Here is a 641-nt window from a genome sequence, read left to right as displayed (position 1 = left end):
TGTACTTTAGCCGTGCTGATCGTTTGAAAAACCAGTTGGCAAACAAACAGCAAAATGAATTGGACCGCATTAGTCGTGAAGCAAAAGAGCACGGCATCAGCCTGACGATCACATCGCAAGGCGATTATCAATTTGTCGCTATGAATGGCGATGAGTTGCACACAGAAGAATCTTTTGATGCCTTGAGCAAAAAAGAGCAAGAACAGTTCAGTGACAGCATTGACGCGTTAGAGGTGAGTTTACGTTCCATGGTGCGTGAACTGACCGAGTGGGAGGATACCTACAGCGACAAAATCAAAAAACTGAATGATGAAGTTACGCTCGATGTGATTACTCACTTCATTAAAAAGCTCAAAGTGGATTATTCGGAATACTCCGAAATCAAAACCTATTTGACGGAGCTGCAAAAAGATATCGTTGAAAACGCGGATATTTTCCTCGATCAAAGTGGTGAACAAGGTGAGATTGCTGCTGCGTCTTTAGATAAAAAGTTGCCTCGTCGCTACAAAGTGAACGTGTTAGTGAGTCGTAACAACAGCGATTTCCCAATCGTGGTGGAAGAGAACCCAAATTACCACTCACTGTTTGGCTCGATTGAAACTGCGACATTCAAAGGAACAGTCTTTACCGACTTCTCACTG

Annotated in this window: 1 protein-coding gene; it reads left to right on the top strand. The window is 43.2% G+C overall.

The genetic code is table 11. From position 1 onward, the window contains the following. Positions 1 to 641, top strand: a 641-nt coding sequence (locus R7Q09_RS26405; protein ID WP_318143974.1) for an AAA family ATPase, incomplete at both ends; no start/stop codon positions are given.

Source organism: Vibrio sp. 2130-1, from assembly GCF_033339515.1.
The sequence above is the reverse complement of the archived record's forward strand: the minus strand, read 5'-3'. Positions and strand labels throughout refer to the sequence as shown.